This is a genomic window from Clostridium sp. CAG:221 (assembly GCA_000435835.1).
Taxonomy (GTDB): domain Bacteria; phylum Bacillota; class Clostridia; order Clostridiales; family Clostridiaceae; genus Clostridium.
Window position 1 is genome coordinate 14,614 of record FR883400.1, and the last position, 22,784, is coordinate 37,397.

Consider the following 22,784-nt stretch of genomic DNA (forward strand, 5'->3'; position numbering starts at 1 on the left):
AGAAGAGGTAATAAAAATAAATTAAAGTGAAAGGATGAACAATATGGAAAATACAGATGAGATTATTAGATTAGTAGCTAAGGAAGCTATAAAAGAATTTGATAAAGAGCAAAAAGAAAAGAAAAAAAAGAAAGTATTTCATAATACTAAATTATTATTAAAGCATTATAATAGTTTAAAAACTCATGTAGAGGAGGCTATAGATGATGTTAAGAAAATACATGTTGATTCTGAGATAGATGATATATGTAGTGATGAATTATATATTGCAAGTATAAAAAGAAGTAAAAGCAAAACACTCATAATGATTGCTCATATAGATATGGCTTTAGAGCAATTGAAACGTAAGCAGATAAAAAAAGGTACAGTAGATAAATATAATGCACTGACAAAACATTATATAGATGAAAAAAACTATGAGGAAATATCAGAAGAACTTAAATGTAGTGTTATAACTCCGAGAAGATGGATTAATGAAATGATTGATGAATTAAGTGTTTTGTTGTTTGGAATTGATTCAAATAAATTTGAAATGATATAAAGATGATAAAAAGTTGATATTTTAATGATAAATTAAACGTGTTATAATGATATTGTCTAAAATAATATTTATATGTATTTGGTGAATTTTTACCTCATGTTTAGGAGAAGTTAGGTGTAATTTTATATCTAGCTTCTTTTTTTATACAGTTAATTTTAGGAGGATAAGATATGGCTTTAAATAAATTATGTTCAAGATGCCAGTGTATAATTCCTTATGGAAATAAGTTATGTGATAAGTGTGCTGATAAGATTGGTAGTTACAGGAGCATTAGCGATAAAATATACAGACAAAGTAGACGTGATTCAAAGGAACAGAAAGTATATAAGAGTGCTATGTGGAAGAGGATAAGAGCTCAAGCTATATCTAAATCTAATGGTTTATGCGAAGAATGTATTAAGAAAGGTAAGATAAGTTATTATGATGATGTACATCATAAGATACCTATTAAGGTTGATATTAGCAAAGCTTATGATTTAAATAATTTAATTTGTTTGTGCAGAACTTGTCATATAAAAGCACATAAGGCACTAAATTGCAAGGGGGAGGGGGGAGTTGGAAAGTTTTAGGGAAAAGATTGCGTAGCGTTGCTTCACTTTTTCGCAGAAAAAACTCCCCAATGAAATTTTTTGAAAGGAGAATGGTATGGCTAAGCAAAAATTACCCATTGAAGTAATAAAAGCAAGAGGACGCAAACACTTGACAAAATCAGAGATTGCAGAGCGTGAGGCTGGTCAAATAAAAGCTAATTTTGATAAAATTAGAGCACCTTCCTACCTAACAAAAGAGCAAAAAAAAGAGTTCAAAAACATATCAAATGAGCTAAAAAAACTCGGTATTTTATCAAATTTAGATTGTGATTCACTAGCTAGATTTTTACAACATCAAAGTCAATGGATAGAAATAACTGAACAATTAAGAAAAACTCCAATGATGATTAAAGAAGTTAGGGAAGTTTTAAATTTGGAAGGGGAAATAATATTTAAAGAATTTGAAGTTGTAAATCCAGAGCATGATAAACTTATGAGAAAACAGGAAAAACAATTTGCTTTATGTAGATTAGGTGCAAGTGATTTTGGTTTAACAATAACTAGTAGATGTAAATTAGTTATTCCTAAAGCTGAAGAGAAACCTAAAAATAAATTTAATAAATTTGCTAAGTGATAAGTTATGGTAGATAGAGTAACTGAATATTGCAAAGATGTGTTAAATGGAAAAATTGTTGCAGGAAAGCTTGTAAAGTTAGCTGCTAAAAGGCACTTAGATGATTTAGAAAAGAGTAAATTAGCACCGTTTAAATATGAATTTGATGTAGAAAAATCCTTAGATATTATTGATTATGCAGAAACATTAGTAATTGCAGAAGGTGAAGATCCTATACAAGTTTCCTTATATCCGTTTCAAGCATTTATATTAGGAAGTTTAAATGGTTGGGTAACAAAAGGAACTGGATATAGGAGATTTAGAACATCATATATACAGTTAGCAAGACAAAATGGTAAATCATTTTTAAATGGAATAATAGGAACATATTATGGCAATTTTGATTCATATAAATATGGACAAATATATTGCACTGCTACAAAGAAGGACCAAGCTAGAATTGTATTTGATGAAATGGTGAAATTTATTAATGCAGATGAAGAACTTGGTGAGTTATTTAAGATAAAAGATTATGAAAGTGTTATTGAGTGCTTACTTACAAATTCTAAAATAAAAGCTTTAAGCAGTGATGTAAAGCGTATTGATGGATTTAGACCTTTAGTTGGAATAGTAGATGAATATCATGGTCATAGAACTAACCAAATGTATAAGTTATTAGAGGGTGGAATTAAAAAAATGAAACAAGCCCTAATAAGCATAATAACTACTGCTGGTTTTGATTTAAGTTATCCATGTTATAAACAATATGAATACTGCAAAGGCGTGCTAGAAGGAGTCTTCACTAATGATTCTCAATTTATATTTATAGCACAATTAGATGAAGATGATGATATATGGTTGCCTGAAAATTGGATAAAGGCTAATCCAACGCTTGAATATGATCCTGAAGCACTTGAGAATTTAATACCAATTGCAGAGCAAGTAAAAGCAGTTGGTGGAGAAGATTTAAGAGATTTTATAACTAAGCAGCTTAATATATGGATGCAGTTTACTGATAATCAGTACATAACTCAAGAACAATGGAAAAAATGTAAAAGTAAATTAACATTAGAAGATTTTAGAGGAAAGAACTGTGTAGTTGGAATAGATTTATCAAGTGGAGGAGATTTAACATCAATTGCATTAATATTTGCTTCAGTAAATGATGAAAATAAAAAGAAATATTATGTATATTCACATAGTTTTATACCAGCTAAAAGAGTTGCAGAACATATAAAAACTGATGATGTGCCTTATGATATATGGATTAAAAATGGGTTATTAACAACAACAGAAACATTAGGTGGAGTAAAAACAGATTATAAGTATATTATAAAATTTTTAGAAGATTTAAGAGAAAAATATAATATTACATATGAGAAAATAGGTTATGATCCACATAATGCAGATGCTTTTTTAAGTGATTTAGAAAATATTTGTCCTGAATGTGTAGAGATTTATCAAAGTCATAAATATTTAAATGATGCTACTGATGATTTTAGGTTAGAAGTTGAAGCAGGAAATGTTGAATATGATGAAAAGAATGAATTACTTGCATGGTCAATTACAAATGCTAAAACAGTTTCTAATTCATATGGAGAAATTAAAATTGATAAAGATAGAAGAAATAAAAGAATAGATCCAGTTGATGCTGTAATAAATGGATACAAATTAATGTTTAAAGTAGAAATCAGAAGAACCGATATAAATAAATCTGCTGAAAAGTTTTTAGAATTATTTGGCAAGGAAAGGATTATAGGGTGAGTTGGTTAGATAATATTAAAATTAAATTAAACAAAGTTTTTTCAGTAGTTAATATGAAACCGATAAGTAGTTCGGAAACAGAACTTATAGAATGGTTAGGATTAAGAAATGAAAATAAAAAAATAACAAGTGAAATTACGTATTTTACTTGTTTAAAAATGTTATCTGAAACTATAGCTAAAATGCCTATAAAGTTTTATGAAAAAACAGAGGATGGAATAAAAGAAGCTGAGTCTAACAATGTATATAAGTTATTGAAATATAGACCTAATAGAATAATGACTCCAACTATATTTTGGGCTACTGTAGAAAATAATAGAAATCATTACGGAAATGCTTATGTGTGGATAAGGAGTAATTTTAAAAGAAAAAAATTTGGCATGGAATATGAGGTACAGGATTTATGGATAATGCCTTCAGATGATGTTAGCGTAATAGTTGATGATAAAGGTATATTTGGAGGAAGTGGAAAAATATTTTACAAATATTCTGATAAATTAACAGGTTCTCAATATATATTTCCTGATTCAGAGGTAATGCATTTTAAAACAAGTATGACTTTTAATGGGATTTTGGGAATCCCAGTTAGTGATATACTTAATAGTGTTATTCAAGGTGGATTGGAAAGTCAAAACTTTATAAATAATTTATATAAAAAAGGTTTATCACCAAAACTTTCTTTACAATATACAGGTGATTTAAATAAAGAAAATGAAAGTAAATTATTAGAAACATATGAGTATTATGTAGAAAGAGCTAATAAAGCTATAAATATTATACCAGTTCCTATAGGGATGCAGTTGTCACCAGTAAATTTAAAATTAACAGAAAGTCAATTTTTTGAGTTAAAAAAACATACAGCTTTACAAATTGCATCTGCATTTGGAGTAAAGCCAAATCAAATAAATGATTTTGATAAGAGTTCGTATTCAAATAGCGAAATGCAACAGCTTTCGTTTTATGTTGATACAGCTCTTTTTATTATTAAGCAATATGAAGAAATAATAAATTATTATCTATTAAGTGAAGAGGATAAAGAGGCTGGAAGATATTTTAAATTTAATGAAAATGCCATTCTTAGAACTGATGCAAAAACCCAACAAGAAATATTATGTTCATATGTTAATAATGGTATTTATGCTACCAATGAAGCTAGAAGTATATTAGACTTACCTAAGCAAGAAGGTGGAGATAAAAGTATTGTTAATGGAAACTATATTCCGTTAACTAGAGTTGGGGATCAATACACATAAATTAGGAGGTTATAATGAATTCGATTTTTAATTTTAATATTAAGAATTCTAAAACTAAAAAATTAGAAAATAAAGGTGCTTTGGAAATTAAAAATGCAACTGAAGATAGAGCAGAGTTATATTTCTATGGAGATATAGTGTCAAATAGTTGGCAATCTTATTGGTATGAAGAAGATAAAGCACCACAAGATATAGTAGATTTTTTAAATCAAATTGAAGATACAAAAGAACTTAATATTTATATAAATTCTGGTGGGGGATCAGTATATGGTGGTTTAGCTATATACAATATCTTGAAAAGGCATAAAGGAAAGAAAATAGTTACTGTAGATGGCATTGCAGCTAGTATTGCTTCTATTATAGCTTTAGCTGGTGATGAAATTATAATATCTAAAAGTGCACAATTCATGATACATAAACCATGGATACAGTGCTCAGGAAATGCTTCAGAACTTAGAGCGTCGGCAGATGTATTAGATAAATGTCAAAAATCTATAACAGCTATATATATGGAAAATGTACTAGAAGGTATTAGTGAAGAAACGATAACCCAATTAATTAATAAAGAAACTTGGATGACAGGAGAAGAAGCATCTAAGTATTTTAATATAAAAGTAAATGATGATAAAGAAATATTTGCTTGTGAAAGTGATTATTTTGAAAAATATAATAATACTCCATCTACTATAATGAATCAAAAGAAAAATAATGAAAAATTTTTAAGTGATGATCATATAGAACAAATAACTGATAAAGTACTCAAATGTATTGATAATAAAAAGAAAGATGAAGAAAAAATAAAAATTTTAAATGATATATCATTAATATCATTTATGTAAAGTGGAGGAATTTGTAATGAACAAAGAGATTAAAAAGTTGGCTAGAGAGATAAAAAACAAACAAGAAGAAATTAAACAATTAGCATCAGAAGGAAATATAGAAGAGTCTAAATTAGCTAAGGAAGAGTTAATAAAAATGCAAGCAAAGTTTGAAGTCTTATTTGATTTAGATGATGACTATAGCGAAGCTGAAAGAAATAATGCTTTAAATAAAGGTAAAATATTAAATGGAAAAGAAGATTCAAAAGAAGTAGAAAATTCATTTATAAATGCTATAAAAGCTGGTTTATTAAAACAACAAGTTTCAGAGAAAGATATGAGAATATTAAGTAATTCTATGAAAGAAGGAACAGATGCAGATGGAGGTTTAACAGTACCTAAGGATATACAAACATCTATAAAAGAATTAAGAAGGGGCCAAGATGCATTAGAAAATTACGTAAATGTAGAAAAAGTATCAACTCTTAGTGGCTCAAGAGTTATAGAAAAATATGCAGAACATACACCATTTGATAATGTTGAAGAAGAATCAGAATTTCCAGATGTATCTACACCTCAATTTGAAAATATTCCATATAAAATTAAAAAGAAAGGTGGAATTTTAAAAGTAACAAGAGAATTATTACAAGATACTGCTGAAAATATATTAAGTTATTTAAGAAGATGGATAGCTAAAAAGAGTAAGGCAACGAGAAATGCATTAATAATAAATAAAATAAATGAAATGACAAATGGAAAAGAAGTTGCAATAACAGGGGTAGATGATATTAAAAAAATATTCAATGTGAATTTAGATCCAGATATAGCATCTGGTTCAATAATTATAACAAATCAAGATGGATTTAATTGGTTAGATACTCAAAAAGATGCAACAGGAAATTATATCCTTCAATCAGACCCAACTCAAAGAACTAAAGAATTATTATTTGGAAAATATCCTATAGTAAAGATGTCAAATAAAACTTTAAAAACTACAGCTAAAAAGGCACCTTTTATTTGTGGAGACTTAAAGGAAGCAATAACTTTATTTGATAGAGAGAATATGACTATTGAAATTTCAACTGAAGCAGGTGATTTATGGAATAAAGACCAGACAGGAATAAAAGTAAGGGAAAGACTTGATATACAAGCAGTTGATTCTGAAGCAATTATTAAAGGGCAAATAACATTACCCTAGTGAAGCCCCAATTAGTTTAGAAGTTAAAACATTGCAAGAGTTAAAAGAAATAGCAGAAAGTAAGGGGCTTGAATTTAAAAGAAATATAAAAAAGGCTGAAATAATAGAGCTTATAAATTCAAATAATTAAAATGTGTCCAAGTTGGGCACATTTTTTCAGTAGGTGCAAAATGATATTAACACTTGAAGAAACTAAAAAATATTTAAAAGTAGATTATGATGATGAAGATGAAGAAATCAAAGATTTAATACAAGCAGCAGAAATATATTTAAAACAAGCAACTGGAAAAGAATTTGACTCCACCAATCCTTTAGCAAAACTTTATTGTAAATGTCTAGTTTATGAATGGTTTAGATATAAAGGGGTTATGGGTGATAAAACTGTTTCTGATAAAACCAAATACACTTTACAAAGTATTGCATTACAACTGAAATATACTTAAATAGAGGTGGATAGAATGGCAAAATGTAGACTAACAGAGAGAATTACATTTATAGAAGAGGTTGTTACTCAAAATGAAGGCTTTGAGAATAAAACTATTAATGATGTTGCTACCTTTTGGGCAGCAAGAAAAGATATAAGTGGAAAGGAATTTACATCTAATTATCAAACTAATTATGAAAAGATAATTACATTTACAGTAAGAGGTTGTAAATTTACAAGATCTTTGGTTCCTAATAAATTTAAAATTAAAAATAGAGGAAATGTATACAACATAGTAGATATAAGTGACTTTAACAATGAACATGAGTGGATTGATATAAGATGTGTGATGGTTAAGTAAATGGCTACAAGTACAGTAACAGGATTTGAAAATGTAATAAAATTATTTGAAGAAATTAGTGATTCAGATGTAAGAAAAGTTTTAAATGAAGCTGGTGCTGATATAGAAAATATTATGAAAAATAATATTGCTATAGATACATCTGCAGCACAAAAAAGTATAAAAAAAAGAGTTAGAAAAACTGCTGAGGGCATCAAATTAACCGTTAGAGTTGGGAAACGGTACTATATAAATCAAGAGTATGGAAGTAGTACAGCAGATCCAAGCAATATAGGAAAACTTTCAAAAGCTTTAAGGGGAAAAGATGCTGAAGTAATAAAAGCTTTAGAAAGATTGGTTAAAAAATGAGAAGTAAAGTAATAAGTGATTTGAATGATAAAAGGATTGCTGATATTTGCAATAAAATTTTTTATTATAGAAAGCCCGAAAATATAAGTACTGATACTTATATAAGATGGATTTTTATAGATCAAAGACAAGCTTTATGTGCAGGTAATAAAAATTTTGCAGAAATATACTTTATACAAATAGATATATTCAGTACTGGAAATTATGAAAATTTAGCTAAAGTTATAAAAAATACCTTGAAAGAGAAAAGATACTTAATTTATGAACAAAAAGATTTAGTAGAAGAGTTAGGTGATGGCTCATTGCTTTATCATAAAGTGTTTAGGTTTAAATATACAAAATATACATATGAATAAGGAGGAAAGCATGACAACAATTAAATTAACAAATGGATTAAGAAAATTAAAAGCTGCTCAAATAAAATCAGATGGAAGTTATGAAGCTATAATAACTGTTGCTGATTTAACACAAATAACAGCTGAAACGGCAGAAGGTGAAACTAAATTAGCAGCAGGAAATTATGTTATATATAGTAAGAAAAATAAAGGATTAACCACTGGAAGTTTAGGGCTTTATGCTTTAGAGGGAGATGCAGAAAAAACATTATTTGGAGCTAAAGAAAATACTTCAGGAAATTTATTATATGGAATGAAAGATGAAAAGAAATTAGTTGCATTAATAATTGAAGTTACAGCAGTTAACCCAGCAACAAATGTTGAAGAAGATGGATTTATTATTTTCCCTAAAGTATCACTAGGTGAATTATCAGATGATTATGCAACAAAAGATGCTGATGGAAATGAAGTAATAAATGCCAAGTCTTTATCATTTTCTGCAATGGCATTAGACAATACTAATAAAACATATAAGTTAAAGGGATTTGGTACAACTCCGTCACAAATAACAAAGGCTATGTTTGATCCTAAATCTAATCCAGGAGGATAAATTTAAAATAGTAAAATGCTTTTAACAGATATAAATTCAATTATATTAAAAATAAATAATATTGATGTTAATGTTATTATAAATTTTAAAACTTTAGAAAATTTATATCATTTTTTGAAAGATGATTATTTAAGAGGGGTTATTGCAATAGATTGCAATGATCCTTTTAAATTTATAGAAAAGATAGATAGTGAAAATAACATATTAAATTATGTTAGTGTGCTAATATTTTGTATGGCTGATGGGAAAATACAACTTTCTGATATTGCAGAGGGTCTTTTAAAATTTGAAGAAAATGAGTTTAATGAATTAGTTAAGATTTTAAAAATAACAATAATAAATCAATTATTATTTATAGAAAAATCAGAAAAAGTAAATAAAAAATCAGAAATAAAAGATAGTGAATATAGCTTTGAAGATTATTTTAATTATTTCTATATAACAGCCACAAGAACATTAAATTATAGCTTAGAAGAATTTTATAATTTAACTCCAGCTAAGTTAAAACAAATAATAAATATAAATAATGATAATAAAAAGAATTTATTACTTAGTGTTGCAGCTGATATAGTATCTGCAATATTTAAAGATAGTAAAAATACAAAGAAAGATGAAGTTATTATAGTAAAAGATGCTAATGCTTTTTTTGATGCGATATAGGGAGTGAGTTAATGAGTGAAGGAAAAATAGCAGTAAGTTATGTTGTTAATAATAGTGAATTTAACTCTAAAATATCGCAAATGAAGATGAATTTAGGGTTATTACAAACAGAGGTTAAAAATAGTGCTAAAGAAATAAATTTATATGGAGATAATCTTAAAACATTAGGTTCAAAACAAAGTGCTTTAAATGATGCAATAAATCAAAGCAAGAAAATAATAGATACATATAATACATCTATTGAAAAAAATAAAGTATCACTAGCAAACAACCAAGAGCAATTAACAAAGTTAACATCAAGAAAAAAAGAGGTTAATGCTCAATATAAAGAGGCTGTTAAATTATATGGAGAGGAAAGTTCACAAGCTAAATCATTAAAAGAGCAATTAGATGCAGTTACAGAAGAGTATAGAAATATGAATACTAGAATTGCAACTAATAAAGATAATATAGTTAAGCATACAGCTCAAATGGAAAAGCAACGTGGAACTTTATTAACTCTTGAAAATGATTTAAAAAATGTAAATAAAGCGATTGAAGATCAATCAAATAAATTTTTAAATGCTAGTAAAAGATTTTCTGAAGCGTCATCAACATTAGAAAAAGTAGGTTCTGGAATGTCTGATATTGGTGGAAAGATAGCTATGCTATCAAGTCCTTTATTATTATTTGGTACATATGCTAGTAATGCAGGAATTACATTTGAAAAAAATATGTCTCAAGTATCAGCTACAGCAGGACTTGCATCTGATGATGTTAAATATCTATCTGAAAGAGCAAAACAATTAGGAGAAGATATACGTGGGGCAAATGCTACAGACATAGCAGCGAGTTATCAGTATTTAGCATTAGCAGGACAAAGTGTTGGAGAGATGTATCAAACTATAGAGCCATATACTAAAGCAGCTATTGCTTATGGAGAAGATCAAAAAAGAGTAACAGATTTAGGTACTGATTCAATGAGTGCTTTAAGATTAGAAACAGAAAAAACATCTTATTATTTAAATGTATTAACTAAAGCACAAAATAAGTCTAATACAACAGCAACTCAACTTATGGAAGCGTATATAGCTTGTGGTGGAACTCTTGCAAATATGAATGTTCCAATAGAAGAATCAGCAACATTATTAGGAAGAATGGCAGACCAAGGAACAAAAGGGTCAGAAGCTGGTAATGCTCTTAATTCTATATTAGTAAATTTAATGGGTACAACATCAACTACTGAAGGAGCACTTAAAAAATTAGGAGTGGAAACGTATGATAGCACTGGAAAGTTTAGAGGATTAACAACTGTATTACAAGATATAAAAGTTGCTATGGCAAATTGTACAGAAGAACAAAGAGATATGATAGCAGCACAACTTGGTGGAAAAACTCAATTAACTGCTTTAAATCAATTATTAAATGGTTTAGGTGATGGATATGACAACTTATATAATGCTGTATCAAATGCAGATGGTGCATTAGATAAGATGTATGAAACAATGAGTGCAAATACTAAAGGTAATATAGAAGAGTTAAAATCCAAACTTGAAGCTTTGGGTATATCTTTTAGTGATAAAATTTTGCCATTTGTAAATAAATTTATTGATAAAGCAAAAGAGTTAATTGATTGGTTTGGAAACTTATCTGATGAAAATCAACAATTAATAATAAATATAGGACTTCTTTCAGTAGCAACTGGAGGGGCTTTAAAGGTTATAGGTAGCTTAACAACTGGATTAAGTGGCTTAGTTGGTGCAGGTAGTAAAGCATTATCATGGATATCAAAATATACAACATCTACAAGTGCAGCAACAACAGCTATGAATACAGCTGCAAAATCTACAACTGTTTTAAAAACTGGATTAGGATTAATGAGTGGAATTTCTATGAGTGCATTAGTAGCTGGAATAGCAGGTGTTGGAACAGCTTTAGGGGTAGGAGTATATGCATGGCATGAATATAATGATGTTATGGATTCGACTGTTACAAAGGCAAAAGAAGATTATGGCTTAATGGAGAGAGCGTTAGCATCGTTAAATGGAATAACTTTAAAAACAAAAGAAGAATTAATATCAAGTGGTAATGTATATAGAGAGTGGGGAGATAAAGTTTCAGAAACAACTACAGATACTTTAGAAACTATAACCACAGGAGTAAATGATATTAATTTAGCTATTCAAGGAGCAAATTTTAATGGAATTATAGATGATAATGAATTGTCAGCTATAACAGAAAAAGTTAATACATTTTGTCAAAATATAATAAGTTCTATAGAGAATAATCAAGATCCAGCATATGAAGCTATGAAAAATATGTTTAATATAGATGGAATTATAGATGAACAGGAACAAGCTGTGTTAGATAGCATGAAAAAAGGAACTACTGAAGCTATACAAGGAATTCAAGAAAGAGCAAATAGGATTAATGAAATATTAACTAATGCTAAAAATAATAATGTTGGATTAACTGAAGAAGAATACTCTGAAATTTTAAGATTAGAGCAAGAAATGGGGCAAGCACTAATTGATAGATTAAATTTAGAAGCAGAAGAGAAATTACAAGCTCAACAAGGCTTTTGGGATAGATATCAAGTTAATACAACAGAGGGGTTAAGTAATATATTGAAGGCAGAATATGAAGCTAAAGAAAAAAATATAGAAGCTATAAATGAAAAATATAATGCAATGATTGAAGCTGCTGAAATTGGAATGAGCACACTTTCTGGAGAAGAATTAGCATTTGCTCAAGAAAAGTTACAGAATGTAATTAAACAAAGAGATGCTGAAATAAATATAGAAGAAACGTTATGGCAAGATAAAATTTCCATGGCTGAAAATAATTATTCTTCATTAATGGAAAAGATAAATAAATTTAATGGTGAAGAATTGACAAATCAAGACATGAAGAAACAAAAGATACTTAAAAACTTAGAAGAACAGTATGCTGGAATGAGTACAATAACAGAAAGTGGTTGGTATAATATCGAGAATACTGTTACTGGAAAAACTACTGAAATGTATGTAGAAGTTGATAAAAATACTAAAGAAGTAATAGGTGTATTTAATACTATGAATGGAACTGTTGGCGGATATTCTAAGGAAATAGCTAATAATGTTGGAAGTATGGCAAAAGAAATACAAATTAAAGAGGATATAATTAAAAGTTCAATAAATAACGCTTCTAATGTTTGGGTAGATGCAAGTAATAATATAATGAATAAGAATGGAGAGATTATAGGCAATTTACAAGAAGTTAGTGAAAATGCTGATGGAACTAAATCTGCATTAATGGAAATAGGTAACAAAAAGTATTCTGTTGATATTGATACTAGTGGAGCAATAAGTAAGTTAGATAGTTTAAGTATGTCTGTAAAGAATTTTGTTTCAAATGTTGGTAGTAAGATATCTAATGCCATAGGAAGTATTGGAGATTTTATAACAGGAAACAGAGAAACTGGAGGAAGTGTATTGGAATCTGGTTTATATAATATAAATGAAGCTGGTGTAGAGCTTATTGATACTCCAAGTAATTCAAGAGCAATCAATTTAGGGGAAGTTACTAGAGGAGAGCTAGCGTATATACCTGCTAATTCATATGTAACAAATGCTACAATGACTACTAGAAAAATGAGTAATATGATAGATTCTAAGTTATCTTCATCTATGAGTATATATGCAAATAATGTTAATAAAGCAATAATTGAAGCTTTTAAAGGTATTGAAAATGAAAAAAATATAATTATAAATATGTATAATTCTAATTTTGTTGATAAAGGCTCTGAAGATGCTAATAAAAGTTACCTAAGAAATATATTTAATTCAGCAAAATAAGAAAGGAGGATTATGGTATTAGAGAATTTAATTCTAAATGGAATTCAATTAATACCTTCATCAATTTTTATAGCTAATATAGATGGTTTATTTAATAGCACTAATAGCAATAACTTAAATGATTTAATAAGTGATGGGAGTACAGTTGGAACTACAAAAATCAATTCTAAATCAATTAATATGCAGATAGCAGTTCAGGATTCCATAGGACTTATGGAACAAATTAAACACTATAAGCATTTAAATTTTTTGCTTAATCAAAAAAAAATACAGATAGAATTTAAATATGAAGGTGAAGAAGACTATTTTTATATAGAATGTATAAAAGAAAGTATTTCATATCAAGAATTTAATATTATACAAGCTGTTTTAATATCTCCCAATCCTTATGTTCTTAAAAGAGATTTTAAAGAATTAAGCTTAGGAAAAAGAAAAGATGGAGGATTTATCTTTTATTCTAGTGGGTTTAATTTTTCATCAAAAGGCTTTTCTTTTAATGAAAGAGAAATCGGGAATAATGGTATAGCTTTAAATAGTTGTTATTATACAGTGTTTCCACTTATTGAATTAAAAGGTGATGAAGTAACATCTGTAACTATTAAAAATAAGACAAGTGCTGAAACTTTAAAAGTTAATGTTGATTTATCTGTTAATGAGAAGTTAATAGTTGATTGTAGATTAAGTAGTAGGGGTGTTTATAAAGTAGATGAAATAGGAGTGCAGAAATCTGTTATAAAAAATAAAACAGGTACATGGATAAGTTTATTACCTGGAGAAAATAATTTAGAAATAATATATACAGGAAGTAAAGCAGTGGCAACTGTTAAGTGGCGAGAAGTATGGGTTTAATTAGTAATGATTATTATATAAAAATTTTTAATAAAGAGCATATAATTTTAGAAGAAGTATATGAGATAAGTGAACTTACTTACACAAAAACTTTAAATGGTATATGGAAAGCTAGTTTGACTTTACCAAGAAGCATTAAAACAACTGAAGATATATTACAAAATAATAATCATATAGAGATCTATAGAAGAATAAATGAGATGAATGTCTATAAGCAGCATATTTCTGCAAAGGAAGAATTACTATGGTGGGGAGTTATATATAATTCTAATCCTCATGCTTCTTTTTTTACTATTGATTGTTTTGGTTATGGTAGGCTTATACAAGATAAATTATTTACTATGTATATAAGACAAGATAATAATGTTTTTACAGGTGAGTATGATAAAGTTTTATATAATATGCTAAATGTTATAAATAATATGTATAATACAGGTGTTTCACAAGGTACTGCCCATAAAAATAATCTTCAAACTACCAGGATTATTAATTGGAATGATAATTTTTATGATAAACTTGATGAATTTACTACAGATGCAAATTATTTTTGGCAAATTGATAAAAATAGAAAGTTAAATTTATATACATCACTAGGAATTGATAAAACATATTATGAAATAAATTCAGATATTAATGTAAATAAAACTTTATCTATTACCAGCAGTGGTGAAATTTATAATTATATAGTAGCTAAAAATACATATACAGATGATTCTGATATAGAACATAGTATAATAGCTGAAGCTAAAGATTTAAACTCTATATACAAGTATGGAGTTTTTTCTAAAGAATTAGTTGTAAATGATATAAGGTTACAAAGTACATTAGATAAATATGTAGAAGATGAACTAAATAAATGTAAAAATCCATTAATATCAATTTCTTTAAATGTATCTAATTGTGATACTTTTAATATTTTTGATGTTGAGGTTGGTGATAATATTAGCTTGATTTTAAAAGAAATATCATTAAATACAGAGATAAAAATAATAGAGTTTACAATTGATTGTAAAACAGAAACTATGAATATAGAACTTGGAAATTGTATGTTTAGAGAAGAATCACCCAAAGTATATAGATTTTAAAGGAGGGGGAAAATGGTAAAGCTATATCCAGTTGAGTTTAATATAGATAATGAAGAAGCAACTAGATATTATGTTGAAGATGTTATACAAATGGATTCAAAAACTCATGTTGAAAAAACTATTTATGCTGATAGTTTTAGAGTTTCAGCATTAGATAGTCCAGATCTAAGTATAAATGTTAGTACTGGTCAATGTAGTTTTGAAGGAAAATTTTTAGCTTCTGATACTACTGAAAATATAAAAATAACTGCTAATACAACAACATTTAATAGATATGATTTAATTGTTGCTGATATGAGCACTGGAGAAATTAAAGCATTAAGAGGACAGCCAAGTGCAAATCCAACAATTCCAACAGCTAATAGAAATCAAATTCTATTAGCTAAAATTTTAGTTGGTTCACAAGTCCTTAGTATACAGCAAAGTAATATTGAAGATTTAAGATTTAAAACAAAGGAGCAATATAATATAGAAGCTTTAGATAGAACGGTATTTAATATTTTATCTAAACTTCAAGATAAGTTAGAAATTGTAGTATCTGAAACATTACCAGCTATAGCAGAAAGAAAACAAAATACTATCTACTGTAAAATAACAGATAAAGTGAATAGTGGTACTGGTGGAAATGTAACAATAAGGGTTAGTCCAAACTTAGGAATAAAAGTTTAAAAGGAGATAGAAAAATGGCAAAGAAAAAAGTTCAAATACAATTATTAAACGAAAAAACAGGAGCAGTTATAGAAGATGTAGATCCACTTACTTCCGCTGATGCAGTTACCTTTACTGATGGGGAAACATTTCAACAAAAATATGATAGTGGAAAATTAAGAGGACAAACTGGAGCAACTGGCCCTAAAGGCGAAAGAGGACTACAAGGTGTTCAAGGCCCTGCAGGAGCTCAAGGGGCTCCAGGAGCAACAGGAGCTAAAGGGGCAAATGGAACAACATTTACGCCTTCAGTTAGTTCTGCAGGAGTTCTATCATGGAGTAATAATGGTGGTTTAAATAATCCAACTAGCGTTAACATTAAAGGCCCACAAGGAGAAAGAGGAACTACTGGACCTCAAGGGCCACAAGGGGTTAAAGGAGATGCTGGGGCGCAAGGGCCTAGAGGTTTACAAGGAGCAACTGGCCCACAAGGGCCGAAGGGCGACAAAGGAGATACAGGTGAAACTGTTAGAGTAGGAACTAGTTACGATACGGCTCAACCAGTTAAATTATTTTTTAAATTAGTAACTTAAAAGGAGGGAAGTTTATGGCTATAAATAAAATAGAAATTCAAAGTGCAAATGGGGATATTTATTACCCACACACAAGTGCAGATGTAGTTAAATATAATAATAATACTGTTAGTGCATTTTTAAAGTTTTTAGATGATAAATTTAACAACTATTTACCTTTGGCTGGTGGGACTATAAGTGGAAATATATTATGCAAGACTAATAATTCATCAAAACTTGGTTCATCTACTGCAAGATTTCACACTATATATACAAGCACACTTGATTTAGGAAACTCTACTGGAATTTATTCCACAGGGAATTATATATTAGCATTAATGTGTGGCAGACAACAGAGCGGAGAGGCAGGAGAAATATTCTTTAGCCATAATGGGACAACTTATCACTTTGAACCGAAGTGGTCGGGAGATGTTGCATTAGCGCAAACAATTGGACTAGGTAGAAGTAATAGAAAATGGAGAGATGTATGGTCACACGCTGGTACTCTGCAAACATCTGATATTTCCATGAAAGAAAATATTAAAAAAGTAGTTTCAGAAGATGATGCGGCAATGACTAGAGAGATTTCTTCTGAAGAAGTGTCTAGTATATTTAGTGATTCTATATTAGAAGCCGTAAAGAGTATTCAGCCTATAACATTCAACTACAAAGGTTCGAGAGATATTATGCTTGTTGCAGAAGGCAATGAACAAGATGAATATGCTCAAGTTGGGAAACAGTTAGGTATATCTGCCCAAGAATTAGAAAAAATTGACCCTACTTTGTTCGAATACATTGGAGTCAAAACAGAAACCGTAAATGAAGCAGGTGAAAAAGTGCCAAGTTATTCCATTAAAACATTGGCTTATTCAAACATGATACTGGTTGCATTACAGGAAGAAATTAAATATAGAAATAAACAGATAGAAAATTTAGAAGAAAAAATAAAATTATTAGAAAAGAAAATTGACGCTTTAGCTTCTTAGGGGGTGGTTAGAATGGCTAAAGATTTAGCAAGTTTACCGTCTTATGTAGGCTCTCGTTCAGAAGAATTTTTAAATTATATCGCTGGAAGGAATACAAATTTAAATTCACTTCCTGTTCCAAATTCTCGTATAGAAGAATATTTAGAATTTTTATGCTATAACGGTACAGGAAGTGGGGGAAATAATACTAATGCTTTAACAAGTGTTAGGATATCTAGTGATGGGAATAGGTATGAATTTATTGATGGTTCTGGTGTGGTTAGAGGGACAATTAACTTTATGACGGATCAAGAAGTTCAAAATATTAAAAATTTATTTAATTAAAGGAGAGAAATTTATGTCAGATAATATAGTAAAACATAGTCAGCTACATGAGATAGCTGGCGATTTATGGACAAAAGCAAAAAAAAGAGATATTGAAAAGTTTGAATACGACCCAAATACTAAAACAATAAAGGGCAAAAGCGATAGCAATGTTGATATAGATATATCAACTCAATTAACTAACATGGCTGTTGTTGACCAAGAGAATAGATTTACACAAGATAATGTGTTTACAAAAGTATACATAGATGGTATATCAACTACTTTAGGAATGGATATACCGTCTGGAGGAGTTTTAGGACACTCTATATCTGCACAAAATAATACTAGAAGATTTGGGAATAGAAATATGTCTACTGGAAAAAAGGGAGCACATATAGATAAAATAGTAATTCCTATGAGTAATGGAATGACAGTAGGAAATAATGCTACTCCATTGACAGTATGGGCAGTAGAAAAAGGTGCAACAAAAGCAAATGATGTACTCATTACGGAACCTATTGTGAATGGAGTTTCATTGCAAGTAAAAACTGGAGGTTCTCCTTTTCCATCTTCTATAACAGATACATATCAAAGATACGTAGAACATACTATAAATAAAACTTTTGATAAAGATGTTTATTTTGTTTATTCTTTTGTAGATCATGGTAATTGCATAGCAAAAAGAGATTTACCTGTATCAGAAGATAATCTTTGTATAGAGGGTTCTACATTTAATGCTGCAAGTATAACAAATTCACGTCCTTGTGATAAATATGGGGTTCATCTTATCTACATGACTAAAAAAGTGGACATTAAAGAATTAATAGTAAATGGTGGAACTGTTAAAAAGGTGAATGAACAACTACCAAATCCACAAGGTAATGTTACTATAAATGCAGAGCACATCAAGATTGATAATTCAGCTTCAGCAAATACTGTAAAAACAGAAGTTGGACTGAAATTAAACAAGAGTGAAGCTGAAACTCTATACGTTAAAAAAAGTGATACTACCGATACTGGTGGAGCAGGAAATCAAAATAAAGTTGTTAAACTAGGAACAGATGGCAAGATAAATGCTAGTATGTTACCATATATGACAGATACAGAAGTTAATGAAATAAAAAGATTATTCACATAACTGGAGGCAATATGAGTATAGCAAGTTTTGAACAATTAAAAGATATTACTCAAGACCTATGGCGAAAAGCTAAAGCAAAGATAGAAGCTATTGCTAATGACTATGTTAGTAAAACATTACCTAATAATGTTGTTGGAGAAATCATTTTTAAAAATGGTTATATTGAAGGTGGCATACTAAGCTCTTTCAATAATAAAAATACAGAAATGTTCAATGCAGAAAATGGAGGGTGCTTCGGCATCCCTTCTACTTCTATTAGCGCTGGAATTAAAGTTGGTAAAATAGCTATAGCTGTAAAGGATGATTTGGCTGTTGGAAGCATAGTAAGCAATGTTGTTGCATTGGCTGTTAAAAGAAACAACAATGAAGTAAAAGAATCTATTATACAAAATGGAACAGCAACTGTATTTCAAAATCAATATTCTACTATTAATGCTCAAAAAATTGTATATATAAACATCGATAAAACATTTGATGAAGAAGTCTACTTTGTAATTGGCTGCACTAATATGCTATGGAATACAGATACTCCTCCAAATAGAGCAAATGTATATGGAAGCTCTACAATTCCTGCCATAGGAGCTGTATTAGATATTCAAAACTATCACTATTCAGGTAGGATGATAGTTTTTTCAGAAAGAATGAGTTTTTCAGAAGTTATAAATATCAAAAACAATAGTGTAAGCAAAATAAAAGATAATATCTTAACTGGAAAAACAATTCTACAAGACGGGTATATTGACGGTGAGCTTTATTCATATAATAATCCTAATATTGAAGGAGCAGCAACTGGAAATGGCGTATATTCTGGCACAAATAATAAAGTTATACATGGTAATCAACATATCACTTCCGTGATTATTGCTGTTGATGATGCTTTTGCACTAGGCTCTACAGTAACTGGAGTTAACATTGGTGTTGTAAAACATAGTAATAATCAGGTTATGGAATATATTATTCAAAATGGAACAAGCACAGTAATAGAAAATAATTATCCACAAAGTATTACTGCAACCAAAGTTATTAATGTCCTTGTAAATAAAAAATGGGTTGAAGATGTTTATTTGCTTGTTGGGGCGAACGGAATGCTTTGGGGTGGAGTAGGAGGAACACCTGGGCTTACTACAGCCACAGGCGGAAATAGATTGCCAAGCGTTGGAAGTACAATAAGCAACTTAAATAGAAGCAATTATGTAGGCAGAGTTGTTGCTCTAGGAAGCAATATAAGTCTTAATTCATTAACCAATAAAGTAGACTTATCAGAAATTGGAAATAAAGCCAATAAAATACCACGTGTACTACCGAACGGAAAACTTGACCCTAGCATACTTCCACCCGAGCAAAATGGCGGAGTACGTACTGTTAATGACCAATCGCCTAATCAAAATGGTAACGTAATTGTATTAGCAGACCATATTAAATATGCTAATGGACAAAATACTACTGTTAAACAAGAAATAGCCAAAAAGATAAATGAGTCTGACGCTGTTACATCTTCTCAAGCAAACAAAATAGTAAAGCTTGATGGGAATGGGAAAATTAATGAAAACATGTTCCCAAGCTCAATTATAAAGTCTAATCAAGATAATAACTTTACTAAACATAATAGTTTTAATGACTATAGTCCAACTGTTCATAGACTGTTTACTAGAAAACATATAAACAGTAATGTTAACAGCAATAGTAATCTAGCAACATATCAAAATAATAAGTATTTTGCACCTGTAAACGAAGTGTATACAGACAGAAATAAAAGAATTACTCATTTACTTCTACCTGTCAGAGGTGCAAGTATAGGGGAACAAATAGCGATAGATGTATTCGCATTTAATAACAATAAAAGACTTATTCAGTTAGGTACGTCAAAGAAATACCCTGTAGTAGAGGAAGAAATAGCAGGGTGCAAATGTGTAAAAATCAATTTCGATATTGATTCGGGAACAAATGGAATAGGTTTTGGATTTATGATAATGTCAACTGGTGTTGGTGCTGTTTGTGTACAAGGAGGATCTAATGTTGCATGGACAAGCAATACACGTCCAACTGAAACAACTACATTAAATCCAAATGAAAATATATCATTTCCGTACAAGATTTGTTATGAAACAACTTCTGAAGTAGTTACAAGATTTGAATTAGAGAATGTTACTCAAATGTACCCAAGAAATATGATAGGTGAATACAAAAATCTATCTTATGATGGAGGGAATAGTCTTGAAGATGGAACTAACACATGGCTAAAGGCGAATGGACAAGCTATTAATAGAGATGATTATCCAGAGCTATATGAAAAATTTAACATAGATAGAACTAATGATGACATAGAAGTTTCTATCCCTTCTGTAGATAATCAGATTGGTTATTATTATATATGTGCAAAGTAGGCTACTTATTATTTAAGTAGTTTTTTTATTATAAATAGAAAGGAAAGAGAAAAAGATGGACGTAAACTTTCTTAACGAAGTGATAAATACATTAGGCTTACCTGTTGCTGGGATAGCTGCTCTAGGTTGGTATATAAATAAAAAAGATAAAGAAAAGGCTGCTGTTGATGCAGAAATAAGAGAAAGAAACAACAAAGAGCGAGATATGCTTATCGCTTCAATAGAGAAAAACAGGCTGGTCAATGAAAAGTTATTAGAAGCAAATAAAGAGCTTGCAGAAAGCAATAGATTGCTGATAAATGAATTTTCTATAAAAATAAATAGTATAGAACATAATGTCGTTGAAATCAAAGAACAAATAAGAATGTAAGGAGAAAATTATTATGAATATATCAGAAAGAGGACTTAATTTAATAAAATCTTACGAAGGATGCAGATTAACAGCATATAAACCAGTACAAACAGAACAATATTATACTATAGGATGGGGACATTATGGCCCAGATGTATATGCAGGAATGAGTATTACTCAAGCACAAGCTGATAATATGCTTAGAGAAGATGTTAGGTATTACGCTGATGCAGTAGATAGATATAATAGTAGATTTAATTTTACTCAAGAAGAGTTCGATGCACTTACTAGCTTTACATACAATTGTGGAGTTGGTTCTTTACAGGCTGTTATGTCTTGTTGTAATACTAAGCAAGAAATAGCAGAAGAATGTAAGTTATACAACAAAGGTGGAGGAATTATCCTTGCTGGACTGGTTAGAAGAAGAGAAGAAGAATATCAATTATTTATGTCTGGTGAATATGTAGATGCTACGTCTAATGATAATGTAAATAGTGTAGAAAGCCATATAGTTGTAGCTGGAGACACTTTAAGTGAAATAGCTACAAAATATAATACAACATATCAAGAACTTGCAAAAATAAATAATATATCAGATCCAAATTCTATTTATGTAGGTCAAATCATACAGTTAAAAGCAAGCAATAATGTGCAGACCTATACTGTTCAATCAGGAGATACTTTAAGTGGGATAGCTGCTAAGTTTGGAACAACTTATCAATCACTTGCATCTATTAATGGAATTGCTGATCCTAATACAATTTATTCAGGACAAAATTTAAGAATAAGATAATTTTTAAGCCTAGTGGGTGTCCTTGCTTACTAGGCTTTTTTTATTTAGTAAAATATTTTTGTTTGTAAAGGGTAATATAATAATAAGCAGCAAAAGAAATAAAATAGAACGAAAATGGTTAAAAAGCATACTTCGTTCTTGAAAAACAGGTAATCGTTCTGAAAAAGCTTATAAACGTATTTACAAAAAGGGGTTAAGTTGTAAAATTAAATAGAGGTGTATGAAGTGAAATAAATTACGATAGTGTTTATGTAACAAATAAATATTATTATATAAGTTATGTAAGTGAAAGTGGAATAAGAAGATATGTAGCAAGTAGAAGCAGAGCAGGAGAACAAGATTTAAATTGTATTTAGAAATTAAAGCTAGGTATGTGAAAGTGCCTAGCTTTTTACATATAA

General features: G+C 29.2%; 25 protein-coding genes. All 25 read left to right on the top strand.

Annotation, left to right across the window (positions count from 1 at the left end; all coding sequences use genetic code 11):
* Nucleotides 1–43 precede the first annotated feature (43 nt).
* The 25 genes from Q5O44_RS06960 (at nt 44) to Q5O44_RS15240 (ending at nt 22,739) form a co-directional block, all read left to right on the top strand.
* Entirely contained in the window at nt 44–541 is a 498-nt protein-coding gene (locus Q5O44_RS06960) for a hypothetical protein (RefSeq protein WP_022167682.1), read from the top strand.
* Between the two features lie 170 nt (nt 542–711).
* A complete protein-coding gene (locus tag Q5O44_RS06965; RefSeq protein ID WP_022167683.1) occupies nt 712–1,110 on the top strand; it encodes an HNH endonuclease signature motif containing protein in 399 nt (132 codons plus the stop codon).
* A gap of 76 nt (nt 1,111–1,186) precedes the next feature.
* The gene (locus Q5O44_RS06970) at nt 1,187–1,705 is read left to right on the top strand and encodes a phage terminase small subunit P27 family (protein WP_022167684.1); all 519 of its coding nucleotides are present in this window, start codon (nt 1,187–1,189) and stop codon (nt 1,703–1,705) included.
* A gap of 6 nt (nt 1,706–1,711) precedes the next feature.
* Complete coding sequence (locus tag Q5O44_RS06975) at nt 1,712–3,448, top strand: terminase large subunit (protein WP_022167685.1); 1,737 nt, start codon at nt 1,712–1,714, stop codon at nt 3,446–3,448.
* On the top strand, nt 3,445–4,701 hold the full coding sequence (locus tag Q5O44_RS06980; RefSeq protein ID WP_022167686.1) for a phage portal protein: 1,257 nt from the start codon (nt 3,445–3,447) through the stop codon (nt 4,699–4,701). Before Q5O44_RS06975 ends, Q5O44_RS06980 begins: the two co-directional genes overlap by 4 nt.
* A 14-nt stretch (nt 4,702–4,715) precedes the next feature.
* Nucleotides 4,716–5,540 (top strand): head maturation protease, ClpP-related, encoded by an 825-nt coding sequence (locus tag Q5O44_RS06985; protein ID WP_022167687.1) that lies wholly within the window; start codon nt 4,716–4,718, stop codon nt 5,538–5,540.
* A 16-nt stretch (nt 5,541–5,556) separates the two neighbouring features.
* Nucleotides 5,557–6,717 (top strand): phage major capsid protein, encoded by a 1,161-nt coding sequence (locus Q5O44_RS06990; RefSeq protein ID WP_022167688.1) that lies wholly within the window; start codon nt 5,557–5,559, stop codon nt 6,715–6,717.
* A 170-nt stretch (nt 6,718–6,887) separates the two neighbouring features.
* On the top strand, nt 6,888–7,160 hold the full coding sequence (locus tag Q5O44_RS06995; protein WP_022167689.1) for a head-tail connector protein: 273 nt from the start codon (nt 6,888–6,890) through the stop codon (nt 7,158–7,160).
* 15 nt (nt 7,161–7,175) lie between these two features.
* A complete protein-coding gene (locus Q5O44_RS07000) occupies nt 7,176–7,502 on the top strand; it encodes a phage head closure protein (RefSeq protein ID WP_022167690.1) in 327 nt (108 codons plus the stop codon).
* The gene (locus Q5O44_RS07005) at nt 7,503–7,850 is read left to right on the top strand and encodes an HK97 gp10 family phage protein (RefSeq protein ID WP_022167691.1); all 348 of its coding nucleotides are present in this window, start codon (nt 7,503–7,505) and stop codon (nt 7,848–7,850) included.
* Entirely contained in the window at nt 7,847–8,206 is a 360-nt protein-coding gene (locus Q5O44_RS07010; protein ID WP_022167692.1) for a hypothetical protein, read from the top strand. Before Q5O44_RS07005 ends, Q5O44_RS07010 begins: the two co-directional genes overlap by 4 nt.
* 10 nt (nt 8,207–8,216) lie before the next feature.
* A complete protein-coding gene (locus tag Q5O44_RS07015) occupies nt 8,217–8,795 on the top strand; it encodes a hypothetical protein (protein ID WP_022167693.1) in 579 nt (192 codons plus the stop codon).
* A 15-nt stretch (nt 8,796–8,810) separates the two neighbouring features.
* Complete coding sequence (locus Q5O44_RS07020; protein ID WP_022167694.1) at nt 8,811–9,455, top strand: hypothetical protein; 645 nt, start codon at nt 8,811–8,813, stop codon at nt 9,453–9,455.
* 11 nt (nt 9,456–9,466) lie between these two features.
* On the top strand, nt 9,467–13,270 hold the full coding sequence (locus Q5O44_RS07025) for a phage tail tape measure protein (protein WP_022167695.1): 3,804 nt from the start codon (nt 9,467–9,469) through the stop codon (nt 13,268–13,270).
* 12 nt (nt 13,271–13,282) lie between these two features.
* Nucleotides 13,283–14,119 carry a phage tail domain-containing protein gene (locus Q5O44_RS07030; protein WP_022167696.1) on the top strand — a complete coding sequence of 279 codons (837 nt, stop codon included), beginning with the start codon at nt 13,283–13,285 and terminating at the stop codon, nt 14,117–14,119.
* Nucleotides 14,110–15,204: a phage tail protein gene (locus Q5O44_RS07035; protein ID WP_022167697.1), complete on the top strand. Its 1,095-nt coding sequence runs from the start codon at nt 14,110–14,112 to the stop codon at nt 15,202–15,204. The genes Q5O44_RS07030 and Q5O44_RS07035 overlap by 10 nt, the downstream gene beginning before the upstream one ends.
* 12 nt (nt 15,205–15,216) lie before the next feature.
* Nucleotides 15,217–15,873, top strand: coding sequence for a hypothetical protein (locus Q5O44_RS07040; RefSeq protein WP_022167698.1), 657 nt, complete (start codon nt 15,217–15,219; stop codon nt 15,871–15,873).
* Nucleotides 15,874–15,887: 14 nt separating this feature from the next.
* Nucleotides 15,888–16,445: a collagen-like protein gene (locus Q5O44_RS07045; protein ID WP_022167699.1), complete on the top strand. Its 558-nt coding sequence runs from the start codon at nt 15,888–15,890 to the stop codon at nt 16,443–16,445.
* Between the two features lie 14 nt (nt 16,446–16,459).
* Nucleotides 16,460–17,410, top strand: a complete 951-nt coding sequence (locus tag Q5O44_RS07050) for a tail fiber domain-containing protein (RefSeq protein WP_022167700.1) — start codon at nt 16,460–16,462, stop codon at nt 17,408–17,410.
* Nucleotides 17,411–17,422: 12 nt separating this feature from the next.
* A complete protein-coding gene (locus Q5O44_RS07055) occupies nt 17,423–17,734 on the top strand; it encodes a hypothetical protein (protein WP_022167701.1) in 312 nt (103 codons plus the stop codon).
* Between the two features lie 13 nt (nt 17,735–17,747).
* Entirely contained in the window at nt 17,748–18,854 is a 1,107-nt protein-coding gene (locus Q5O44_RS07060; protein ID WP_022167702.1) for a hypothetical protein, read from the top strand.
* Nucleotides 18,855–18,865: 11 nt separating this feature from the next.
* Entirely contained in the window at nt 18,866–21,238 is a 2,373-nt protein-coding gene (locus Q5O44_RS07065; protein ID WP_022167703.1) for a hypothetical protein, read from the top strand.
* Between the two features lie 55 nt (nt 21,239–21,293).
* Entirely contained in the window at nt 21,294–21,608 is a 315-nt protein-coding gene (locus Q5O44_RS07070) for a hypothetical protein (protein ID WP_022167704.1), read from the top strand.
* Nucleotides 21,609–21,621: 13 nt separating this feature from the next.
* On the top strand, nt 21,622–22,383 hold the full coding sequence (locus Q5O44_RS07075) for a LysM peptidoglycan-binding domain-containing protein (RefSeq protein ID WP_022167705.1): 762 nt from the start codon (nt 21,622–21,624) through the stop codon (nt 22,381–22,383).
* 230 nt (nt 22,384–22,613) lie between these two features.
* The gene (locus Q5O44_RS15240; RefSeq protein ID WP_370545568.1) at nt 22,614–22,739 is read left to right on the top strand and encodes an SH3 domain-containing protein; all 126 of its coding nucleotides are present in this window, start codon (nt 22,614–22,616) and stop codon (nt 22,737–22,739) included.
* Nucleotides 22,740–22,784 lie beyond the last annotated feature (45 nt).

Coding starts and splice junctions, on each gene's coding strand:
- Q5O44_RS06960 (WP_022167682.1), top strand. CDS start 44: ATGGAAAATACAGATGAGATTATTAGATTAGTAGCTAAGGAAGCTATA.
- Q5O44_RS06965 (WP_022167683.1), top strand. CDS start 712: ATGGCTTTAAATAAATTATGTTCAAGATGCCAGTGTATAATTCCTTAT.
- Q5O44_RS06970 (WP_022167684.1), top strand. CDS start 1,187: ATGGCTAAGCAAAAATTACCCATTGAAGTAATAAAAGCAAGAGGACGC.
- Q5O44_RS06975 (WP_022167685.1), top strand. CDS start 1,712: ATGGTAGATAGAGTAACTGAATATTGCAAAGATGTGTTAAATGGAAAA.
- Q5O44_RS06985 (WP_022167687.1), top strand. CDS start 4,716: ATGAATTCGATTTTTAATTTTAATATTAAGAATTCTAAAACTAAAAAA.
- Q5O44_RS06990 (WP_022167688.1), top strand. CDS start 5,557: ATGAACAAAGAGATTAAAAAGTTGGCTAGAGAGATAAAAAACAAACAA.
- Q5O44_RS06995 (WP_022167689.1), top strand. CDS start 6,888: ATGATATTAACACTTGAAGAAACTAAAAAATATTTAAAAGTAGATTAT.
- Q5O44_RS07000 (WP_022167690.1), top strand. CDS start 7,176: ATGGCAAAATGTAGACTAACAGAGAGAATTACATTTATAGAAGAGGTT.
- Q5O44_RS07005 (WP_022167691.1), top strand. CDS start 7,503: ATGGCTACAAGTACAGTAACAGGATTTGAAAATGTAATAAAATTATTT.
- Q5O44_RS07010 (WP_022167692.1), top strand. CDS start 7,847: ATGAGAAGTAAAGTAATAAGTGATTTGAATGATAAAAGGATTGCTGAT.
- Q5O44_RS07015 (WP_022167693.1), top strand. CDS start 8,217: ATGACAACAATTAAATTAACAAATGGATTAAGAAAATTAAAAGCTGCT.
- Q5O44_RS07020 (WP_022167694.1), top strand. CDS start 8,811: ATGCTTTTAACAGATATAAATTCAATTATATTAAAAATAAATAATATT.
- Q5O44_RS07025 (WP_022167695.1), top strand. CDS start 9,467: ATGAGTGAAGGAAAAATAGCAGTAAGTTATGTTGTTAATAATAGTGAA.
- Q5O44_RS07030 (WP_022167696.1), top strand. CDS start 13,283: ATGGTATTAGAGAATTTAATTCTAAATGGAATTCAATTAATACCTTCA.
- Q5O44_RS07035 (WP_022167697.1), top strand. CDS start 14,110: ATGGGTTTAATTAGTAATGATTATTATATAAAAATTTTTAATAAAGAG.
- Q5O44_RS07040 (WP_022167698.1), top strand. CDS start 15,217: ATGGTAAAGCTATATCCAGTTGAGTTTAATATAGATAATGAAGAAGCA.
- Q5O44_RS07045 (WP_022167699.1), top strand. CDS start 15,888: ATGGCAAAGAAAAAAGTTCAAATACAATTATTAAACGAAAAAACAGGA.
- Q5O44_RS07050 (WP_022167700.1), top strand. CDS start 16,460: ATGGCTATAAATAAAATAGAAATTCAAAGTGCAAATGGGGATATTTAT.
- Q5O44_RS07055 (WP_022167701.1), top strand. CDS start 17,423: ATGGCTAAAGATTTAGCAAGTTTACCGTCTTATGTAGGCTCTCGTTCA.
- Q5O44_RS07060 (WP_022167702.1), top strand. CDS start 17,748: ATGTCAGATAATATAGTAAAACATAGTCAGCTACATGAGATAGCTGGC.
- Q5O44_RS07065 (WP_022167703.1), top strand. CDS start 18,866: ATGAGTATAGCAAGTTTTGAACAATTAAAAGATATTACTCAAGACCTA.
- Q5O44_RS07070 (WP_022167704.1), top strand. CDS start 21,294: ATGGACGTAAACTTTCTTAACGAAGTGATAAATACATTAGGCTTACCT.
- Q5O44_RS07075 (WP_022167705.1), top strand. CDS start 21,622: ATGAATATATCAGAAAGAGGACTTAATTTAATAAAATCTTACGAAGGA.